This is a genomic window from Pseudoalteromonas sp. Isolate6 (assembly GCF_022398435.1).
GTDB classification, from domain to species: domain Bacteria; phylum Pseudomonadota; class Gammaproteobacteria; order Enterobacterales; family Alteromonadaceae; genus Pseudoalteromonas; species Pseudoalteromonas galatheae.
In genome coordinates this window covers 1-8,384 of record NZ_JAKEVK010000199.1, presented here as the reverse complement: position 1 = coordinate 8,384, position 8,384 = coordinate 1, and the positions used below count along the sequence as shown (strand labels likewise).

Here is an 8,384-nt window from a genome sequence, read left to right as displayed (position 1 = left end):
ACATTATAAAGATCAATATCATCGCTTTTTTCGAACACTCAATTTTCTACGACACTCGTGATACAATTGCTGGATTAAAAATTACAACTAATTAACTATGCCATTACTTTGGGTTGTTACTTTACTTTGGGCGTTCTCGTTTTCGTTGATTGGTGTCTATCTGGCAGGTCAGGTCGATGCTTGGTTTAGCGCTTTGTCCAGAACCTTACTTGCAGCGATTGTGTTTATTCCATTTTTGAAATTGAGTTCAGTGAATAAAGAGTTGATAATCAAGCTGATGGCAATAGGTGCAGTACAGATTGGTCTGATGTATGGCTTTTACTATCATTCCTTTTTATACCTAAGCGTACCTGAAGTGTTGCTATTCACTGTGATGACACCCATCTATATTACTGCACTCAATGACTTACTAAACCGCTCGTTCAACGCCACTTTCTTGCTGTCTGCACTCATTGCTATTGTTGGTGCAATCACCATTAGATTTACTGAGCTTACTAGCGACTACCTTTTTGGCTTGCTATTAGTTCAAGGTGCAAATCTTTGCTTTGCAATCGGCCAAGTAAGTTACAAACGCTTAAGTAACCATTACCAGCTGGTACACCATCAAAGCTTCGGTTTTTTCTTTATTGGCGCCTCTTTAGTGCTCACCATTGGATTTATGCTATTCGGCAATCCTCAGCAACTCCCAAGTGATAATCTACAATGGGGAATACTGATTTATTTAGGCTTGATTGCTTCAGGCGTAGGGTATTACGTCTGGAACTTAGGACTGACCCGCGTCTCGGTGGGTGAACTCGCAGTAATGAACAATGTGCTGATCCCAGCTGGGATTATTGTCAATTTGCTGATTTGGAACCGAGAAGCAGACCTAGTTCGCCTGGGTATTGGCAGTGCCATTATTTTTGCGGCGCTTATCTATAGTAAAAAAGAGAGCTAAGCAGGCTATGACAAAAATCGTACAACTATTCCCTCTTTGGGCCATTATTTGCTCAGTAATAGCGTATCTTTTCCCAACTCTATTTAGCGCATTTAAAAGCGGCATTATTCCGTTATTAATGTTGATCATGCTGACAATGGGTTTAACCCTCACTACAAAAGACTTTTTACGCGTACTCGACAACAAAAAAGCCATTTTCGTCAGCGTGCTGCTTCAATTTACAGTGATGCCAAGTGTTGCCTACTTGATTGCCACCACAATGAGCCTAGAAACTGACTTATTAATTGGTATGATTTTAGTGGGCACGGTTGCTGGCGGCACAGCTAGTAACGTTTTGTGTTATCTCGCCAAAGGAGATGTTGCGTTATCGATTTCTATGACCGCGATTAGTACTTTACTCGGCGTGTTCTTAACACCACTAATTACCACATTGATGATTGGCCAAGTGGTTGATATTCAGTTTTCTGATATGTTGATCAGCCTGCTAAAAATTGTACTACTTCCGGTGACTGTGGGCGTTGCTTTCAATACCTTGTTTGCCAAACCACTAACGCACTCTGTTATCAAAACAACTCCGATACTGCCTTTACTTTCAATGCTTTCAATCGTTTTTATCATTGCGGTGATCGTTGCTCTTAATCAACCTAAACTTCAAAGCATTGGGCTCGTTATGCTGGTTGCCGTGATCCTGCACAATACTACAGGGCTACTTTTGGGTTATTTCATTCCAAAACAGCTCGGTTTTGACGAGAAGGTATGTCGCACCATGGCCTTTGAGGTGGGTATGCAAAACTCGGGGCTTGCTGTTGCGCTTGCTATGAAGTTCTTTACTCCTGCAGCGGCCGTAGCAGGCACCCTATTTTCTATTTGGCATAATGTAAGCGGCTCGATATTAGCAGGAATATGGCGAAGAAGCGCCACCAGCTCATCTGATAACAATAAAGCCTAATATCAAAGGTTAGGCTTTATTGTAATTGCTTATAAAAGTGAATTTTGCAATCCGATGAGCCGTTGATTTGTTCACATTTTACAATCTGGTAATCGCGGCTTATTAGCATCAATAGCATGTTTTTGAATAGGTTTCTCGACTTTACTCTAATGGCGCTATAGCCTTGCGCTTTGCACCAAGTTTCTTGCATCACCAACAGCTGCTTGGCAATACCTTTGCCGCGATATTCGGGGATGACCGCGCCTAACCAGCTATAAAACTCGTTATTTGGTAATTCGTGACCTAGCTTATACCCTACAGGCTTGCCTTGAGCGTACGCCACCAGCAACAAGTGCTGTTTATCTCGCAGTTTATCTACGACTTCCTCACGCTCTCTTGGCGTAGCAAATTCAGGAATTTGGATTTCTATTGCGAGGAGGTCATCTATCGAGCCGACTTTATATTCTAGATTCATATTAATGTCTGTGTAATTGAAAAGGTATCGCCAACTGTCACTTCGGCATAAGCGCCGTTAATCAGCGTTAAATTCGGCGCTTGATGGCCAATATCTACATCGTATAGCACTGGGAAATCAAAACCAGTAAAGACGTTTTGCAATGCATCTAGGTGCGTCCAGTCGCTATCTTTTGCTAGTGGCTCTGGATTTCGACCAATCAAAACTCCAGCGACTTTCGAAAACCAACCTCGTAATTTAATACTTTGCAGCGCACGATAGTATGCCGCTGGCGGCATTTCGCCATTTTCAAAATATAAGATAATCGACTCATCAGGATGCGTCTGTGAAAAAGCGTCCAGATCAAAATATTCCGTACCAGCCAATAACATGTGAATATCCAAACAGCCGCCTAATAATCGACCAGCAAACTGCTGCCGATGATTTCCATTGGCCAAAATACGCCATTGAGTGGTCGCGGACAAGTTAAATCCAGCATCGGGAAAATCAACAAAATTGAGTGGCTCAGCTTCAAAATGTGTCGAGGGAAATTGCGTAAAATAGTCATTAGGCGCACGCCTCAAATGGTCAAAAAGTCCAACCGTTAATGCGTCTTGTTGATGGACATTTAATTGCATAAGGTTAGTTGCATGCACGCTTGCCCAACCTAGTTTGCAAGTTACGGCACTAAGCAAAGTGCTGACGTCAGAGAAACCGATGATCCACTTTGGCTGTACTTGTGCTAACTGCTCCCAATCAAGTTGGCTCAGCAGATCCATTGCAATTGCACCGCCCCATGGCGGCATAATCGCGTCTATTGTGTCATCTAGTAAATATCCCATAAGTTCATTAGCACGGCTTTTGACATCTGCGCTAACGTAGTTGTGATTAGCTCGCAGGCATTCACCAACCACGAGTTCAAAACCTTGTTGCGCTAGATAATTCAAAGCGTTGTCTAACCTCGCGTGCATAGCAGCAGGTACGCCCGCTGAGAATGCCGTGATCGCAATTTTACTGCCCGCTTTCAAGGGTTTGGGATACTTCATAATGATTTCCGTTATTTTTTGCTTATCCTACCTGAATTTCCGCTTTTGCATACTTTAAATTCTCTCGTTTCGGGCGAGCGATTAAGTATAAAAAGGTTAACGGCCCCAAGCGCCCAATCAGCATTAAAAAGATGATTACCGCTTCACCAGGTTCAGACAATGAGCCGGTGATCCCTCGAGACAAGCCAACTGTGCCTAACGCCGACACCGCTTCAAACGTGATATCCGTTAAATTTGCCTGCTCGGTGATCGTCAAAATAAGGGTTGCGAGCATCACAGTAAAAAAGTACACCACGGTGAGGCTAAGCGCCTTAAATACCGTTTCAGGCGAAATTTGTCTGTGTCCGATAGCAACTTGCCCCCGGCGTCTCAGGTAAGCGTAAGTTGCCATTAATAGCACCACAACCGTGGTTATTTTAAGACCACTGGCCGTACTCATGGAGCCGCCGCCTATTATCATTAACCAAATGGTCAGTACGGTACTTTCATCATTTACCAGCGCAAAGTCAACACTGTTAAAGCCCGCTGTACGTGGCGTCACGGCTTGCATCCATGCAGTGATCACTTGCTCAGACAATGGTAAATTTCCAAGGGTCTCAGGATTGTTTGCTTCAAAAAGCCAAAATAAGCTAAATGCCAGCACATTTAATACCGCAGTTGCTATCAACACTAGCTTAGTGGCAGATCCAAACCGGCTCCAACGGCGTCTTTTCACTATATCCATCAACACCACAAATCCAAGTCCGCCAATCACAAATAATCCCGATATCACAAGATTAACGACCCAATCACCACGAAAACTGGTTAGGCTGTCATCATGCAGTGCAAATCCCGCATTGTTAAAAGCCGAAATGGTGTAGAAGAAGCTTTGCATTATCGCATCACCTAGCGGTAGAGTTTGATACCAATGAGCAAGTAAAATGGTAAACCCAATCGATTCGATGATCAGTGCATAAACTAACACGCACTTGGCTGTATCAACCAACTGGTCAAACCGATCAATGCCAAAACTTTCTTTTGCGATCAGTTGTTTACTAATGTCCATTTGCTGCCCCATCCCCCGCAGCACTACAACCGTAATGGTCATAAAACCAAGTCCACCGATTTGAATAAGGCTAGCAATTACGAGATGACCAAAGGTAGTAAAATCATTTGGCGTACTCAATACGGCAAGCCCTGTTACCGTTACCGCGGAAGTTGCAGTAAATAACGCTTGCATCACTTTGATGTCTTGGGTGTGTGCTATCGGTAGTAGCAGCAATATAGTACCTAAAGCTATCAGCCCACAAAACCCTATAAACAGAACTGCAGGGGGACTTAGCCTCAGCGGCTTTTTGCGGGCTTTGAGCTTACTATTTGAATAGGGGAAATAATGGGGGCTCCATGTTTTCATTACGCCTCCAGTTTTAGCGCGATAGAATTTAACGCTTTTAACTGACCGTTGAGGATCACTTTATCATCTTCGTTGATCAAAAATGTCTCTGCCGGATTGGTATAACACGTTTTACCGCGCTGCACTAACACAGCCTTGATTTCGCCCTTTGCACGCTTTAATAGGGTTGCCAAAGACTGCCCGCAGCTTAATTTATTCACGATGACTTCCACCATATAAAAGCCATGTCCCAACTGCATATATTGATTGACCATAGGGTAATTCAGTGCTTGTGCAACCTTGATCCCCATTTCTTCTTCAGGGTGGATCACACGTGTTACGCCTAAACGAGATAAAATTGTATGATGCGCTTCTGAGCTGGCCTTAACCCAAATTTGCTCAACGCCTAAGTTCTTTAGCGAAAGCACACATAAAATGCTAGCTTCTAGGTTTTCACCAATGGCGACCAGTACCGCTTTGCTTCTCGTAATATCTAGCTGGCGTAATGCCGTTTCATCGGTCGCATCCAAAGAGGTGGCATAATCAATATGCTCAACAACCTGGTTCACCACACGTTCGCGACTATCTACCCCTATCACTTTATTACCAAGTCGTTTTAATTCCAAACAAGCCGCAAAACCAAATCGACCTAAACCAATAACTACAAATTGTGCCATAACAACCTCTATATACTTCGTTACGAGAAATGCTTATTGAGTGGTAAAAGTAAAAACCGATAACCAACCCCAGGCTCAGTTTCTATGATTTTTGGTGTAGCAGCATCGTCACTGAGTTTCTTACGTAACTGGCTGACCACAATCCGTAAATAATGACTATCTTCGACATGGCTTTCGCCCCAAATTTGCTTTAATAAGGTTTGCTGACTGACTAACTCTTGTGCTCTTTGCGCAAGCATACTAAGTAGTGCAAATTCCTTTTTCGACAGTGCTAATGGTGCGTTATCCATAATGACTTGATGCTTTTGTAAATCTATCATCAACTTGCCGTAGTCAATGGCAAGCAAGCGTTTGTTCGGTACTAAATCTCGTAATAGCACTTTGACGCGCACCACCAGCTCTTTGATGCTAAAAGGCTTCGTCAGGTAGTCGTTTGCGCCGCCCTCCAGTAGTTTAATCTTCTCGGCCTCTTGATCTCGTGCAGTTAAGATCAATACAGGTAGCTTGCTGGTTTCTCGGATCTTCTTCAAAATGCTATACCCATCAAAATCTGGTAGCCCAAGATCTAAGATCACCAAGTCTGGCAGCTCACCTTTTAGCACCGACATGGCTTCCTTCCCGGTGCTGGCTTCCACATAATTAAGCCCTTCAGCTTTTAATGCTAAGCGGATAAAACGACGGATCTCTTCTTCATCGTCAATCAATAGAATGGTGTGGGTCATCAATGCGCCTCCTCTTTTGGCAAACTAACTTCCATTGTGCAGCCTTGCGTCGTCGGCAAAATGCGAATATCACCGCCGTGCGCACGAATAATACCTCTCGCCACACTCAGCCCTAAGCCACTGCCACCGTCTTTACTGGCGCTTTGTCGAAACGAGCTAAAGGCGCTAAAGACTTCTTTTTGCCGAGCAACGGGGATCCCAGGGCCGTTATCCTGAATAAATATCAACAACGCTTGCTGCGTTTCTCCAAAGGAAATCTCAACCCGCTCTCCATCGGGACTAAAAGTGACTGCATTTTCAATTAAGTTAAACAGAGCTTGCTCAATGAGTGCAGCTTGTATCGTGAGAATTGGACTCATATTCTGAGGTATTCTCGAGACGCATGGCGCACCTAGCCGCAAAATGACGTTATCGATCAATACATCAATTGATGTTGGTTGCTTAAAAAACGAAAGCTCATCTCCCTGATGCTGTAACTTGGTGGCTTGCAAGATATTTTCGATATAGCGAAACAAACGGTGGCTTTCAGAGCGTGCCGATCCCAACAACTCGTTTTGCTCATCTTGGTCTAACTTATCGCGGTAGGTTTCTAGCGTTTCGAGCGCGCCCATCACCGCCGCAAGTGGAGTACGTAAATCATGAGAGACTGACAACAAAATATTCGATCTTACGTTTGCGACTAAAAGTAGCTGCTTTTGCTCTTTGATATAGCTCGATAAATAGCTAGTAGCTAATGCCACAACGATAAATACCACTAAATTGACCACATCTTCGGTATTGTTCATATGAAGCGTGTATCTGGGTTCTGTGATGAAAAAGTTGAACACTAGACTGCTAGCAATCGCCACTCCCAGTGCCATCCAACGTTTTGCGATGAGAGAAACAACAACAACGCCCAACTGCAATACCAACAGTACACTGATCGCCGAATGTAACAGCGAGTCTAAGATAACAGCAAAAGCACTGGTTAATAGCAAAACCAGTAAACTAACGAGATACTCGTTCTTGGCAATAAACCCATTCTCAGAAAACATAGTGACTCCAACTTGCGCTATGTCTTTATTCTATCCTTGTCGAAATTTCGTTGCCGTATAATTTGCGTAAAATTTACTTAGCTTGAGGTTATTTAGCACAAGAGCCTGTTTATCTCTCAAGTTGGTTTTTGCATGTTGATGATAAAAAGGCTAAGTGCGTATCTGATAAAGCCATTGTGATACGCTGGCACAAGCTGTTTAAAAGCAACTGGATAACTTAGAAGTTCATTGAGGAATGGCCGAGAGAGAGTACTGAACACTTATTGTAAAACACTCAAAAAACGACGGCGCACAAACCTAGCAAATTGTGAACGTTTGCTGGCTGGACCAAATAAAGGCTTTAGCAATAACTCCTCAAGCTGCGCTAACTGTAGCCTCCCCCATGTCGTGCGCGATAAGCTGATTTTGACGTCGAGAAAAGCGTAAACGCCAGCCAGGCTTAGTACGTCCCACCTATAATTGATTCATTATGTATTTATTTCCCCACTGCAACCAATTTATCTTGTTCGAATTTAAACGCGATATTTTCAAAGGTCATAACATCACCTTCATCAACAAGAAATGCTTCAGGCTTGCCTTAATAGAAATAAAACATCTTTTTTGCTTTTACCTTCAATTCCTTTGACAATTAAGTTACCCATATCGGCAATTAACTGGTCTTGATGATGCAAATTCATAGACTGATATTTTTCGGTAAGAGCTTGGTCGGCAAAAACAAAAACCAATATGTGTTGCTACCTATCAAGAACAAAATTGAAACGATAAAAGCGAACTTCCAAGTTTTCAGGTGACTCTCCTAAACATCGGCAGTAGCGGCAAGAGGCGATATTTTTGCGAAAGCAAAAAAGTGACAATTGCCGGAGATCCGCTACCTGCCCGTATTATGTGCATATTACTTTAAACTATCGACTAATCGATTAAAAATAACAGACGATCATCAGCTTTAGATGGAGTTAACTCGATAATTTCTGGTTTAACCACATTTTCAATTACAAAAGGATCTTCAGCGACAATTTCTTCAATTTCCTCTTTGGACACTTTTACCGCAACAATACCACCGCCTGCATTTGGTTGCAGACTGCCGGATAACAAAAATATCCCCTTATCAAATCCCGCTTGAAGCCATTCTTTATGGCCTTCCATAAAATCTTTCGCTTGAGACTTATTGTCTGAAAATTTTAATTGGATGATAAACACTTTTTACTCCTTTAATG

At 42.9% G+C, this 8,384-nt stretch carries 9 protein-coding genes and 1 pseudogene; 3 read left to right on the top strand and 7 right to left on the bottom strand.

Annotated elements, in window-relative coordinates; all coding sequences use genetic code 11:
* Nucleotides 1–97 precede the first annotated feature (97 nt).
* Both L1D50_RS19120 and L1D50_RS19115 read left to right on the top strand, forming a co-directional pair.
* Nucleotides 98–937: an EamA family transporter gene (locus L1D50_RS19120; RefSeq protein WP_128726682.1), complete on the top strand. Its 840-nt coding sequence runs from the start codon at nt 98–100 to the stop codon at nt 935–937.
* Between the two features lie 7 nt (nt 938–944).
* Entirely contained in the window at nt 945–1,886 is a 942-nt protein-coding gene (locus L1D50_RS19115) for a bile acid:sodium symporter family protein (protein WP_128726683.1), read from the top strand.
* A gap of 16 nt (nt 1,887–1,902) precedes the next feature.
* Here L1D50_RS19115 and L1D50_RS19110 read toward each other — a convergent pair whose 3' ends face one another.
* From L1D50_RS19110 to L1D50_RS19085, 6 genes are read right to left on the bottom strand one after another with little or no spacing between them, the layout of a single operon-like run.
* Complete coding sequence (locus L1D50_RS19110; protein WP_138521378.1) at nt 1,903–2,340, bottom strand: GNAT family N-acetyltransferase; 438 nt, start codon at nt 2,338–2,340, stop codon at nt 1,903–1,905.
* Entirely contained in the window at nt 2,337–3,365 is a 1,029-nt protein-coding gene (locus tag L1D50_RS19105) for a S66 peptidase family protein (protein ID WP_239966620.1), read from the bottom strand. The genes L1D50_RS19110 and L1D50_RS19105 overlap by 4 nt, the downstream gene beginning before the upstream one ends.
* Nucleotides 3,366–3,387: 22 nt before the next feature.
* Nucleotides 3,388–4,758: a TrkH family potassium uptake protein gene (locus L1D50_RS19100; RefSeq protein WP_239966619.1), complete on the bottom strand. Its 1,371-nt coding sequence runs from the start codon at nt 4,756–4,758 to the stop codon at nt 3,388–3,390.
* Nucleotides 4,758–5,414 carry a TrkA family potassium uptake protein gene (locus tag L1D50_RS19095; RefSeq protein WP_128726686.1) on the bottom strand — a complete coding sequence of 219 codons (657 nt, stop codon included), beginning with the start codon at nt 5,412–5,414 and terminating at the stop codon, nt 4,758–4,760. The genes L1D50_RS19100 and L1D50_RS19095 overlap by 1 nt, the downstream gene beginning before the upstream one ends.
* A 20-nt stretch (nt 5,415–5,434) precedes the next feature.
* Nucleotides 5,435–6,136, bottom strand: coding sequence for a response regulator transcription factor (locus tag L1D50_RS19090; RefSeq protein ID WP_010373790.1), 702 nt, complete (start codon nt 6,134–6,136; stop codon nt 5,435–5,437).
* Nucleotides 6,136–7,170 (bottom strand): ATP-binding protein, encoded by a 1,035-nt coding sequence (locus tag L1D50_RS19085; RefSeq protein WP_239966618.1) that lies wholly within the window; start codon nt 7,168–7,170, stop codon nt 6,136–6,138. Before L1D50_RS19085 ends, L1D50_RS19090 begins: the two co-directional genes overlap by 1 nt.
* 128 nt (nt 7,171–7,298) lie before the next feature.
* Here L1D50_RS19085 and L1D50_RS19080 point away from each other — a divergent pair.
* Nucleotides 7,299–7,388, top strand: a pseudogene (locus L1D50_RS19080) (transposase); the annotation flags it as partial.
* A gap of 691 nt (nt 7,389–8,079) precedes the next feature.
* Here the strand turns inward: L1D50_RS19080 and L1D50_RS19075 are convergent.
* Complete coding sequence (locus L1D50_RS19075; protein WP_239966617.1) at nt 8,080–8,367, bottom strand: hypothetical protein; 288 nt, start codon at nt 8,365–8,367, stop codon at nt 8,080–8,082.
* Nucleotides 8,368–8,384: the final 17 nt, after the last annotated feature.

Coding starts and splice junctions, on each gene's coding strand:
- L1D50_RS19095 (WP_128726686.1), bottom strand. CDS start 5,414: ATGGCACAATTTGTAGTTATTGGTTTAGGTCGATTTGGTTTTGCGGCT.
- L1D50_RS19105 (WP_239966620.1), bottom strand. CDS start 3,365: ATGAAGTATCCCAAACCCTTGAAAGCGGGCAGTAAAATTGCGATCACG.
- L1D50_RS19110 (WP_138521378.1), bottom strand. CDS start 2,340: ATGAATCTAGAATATAAAGTCGGCTCGATAGATGACCTCCTCGCAATA.
- L1D50_RS19120 (WP_128726682.1), top strand. CDS start 98: ATGCCATTACTTTGGGTTGTTACTTTACTTTGGGCGTTCTCGTTTTCG.
- L1D50_RS19115 (WP_128726683.1), top strand. CDS start 945: ATGACAAAAATCGTACAACTATTCCCTCTTTGGGCCATTATTTGCTCA.
- L1D50_RS19085 (WP_239966618.1), bottom strand. CDS start 7,170: ATGTTTTCTGAGAATGGGTTTATTGCCAAGAACGAGTATCTCGTTAGT.
- L1D50_RS19090 (WP_010373790.1), bottom strand. CDS start 6,136: ATGACCCACACCATTCTATTGATTGACGATGAAGAAGAGATCCGTCGT.
- L1D50_RS19100 (WP_239966619.1), bottom strand. CDS start 4,758: ATGAAAACATGGAGCCCCCATTATTTCCCCTATTCAAATAGTAAGCTC.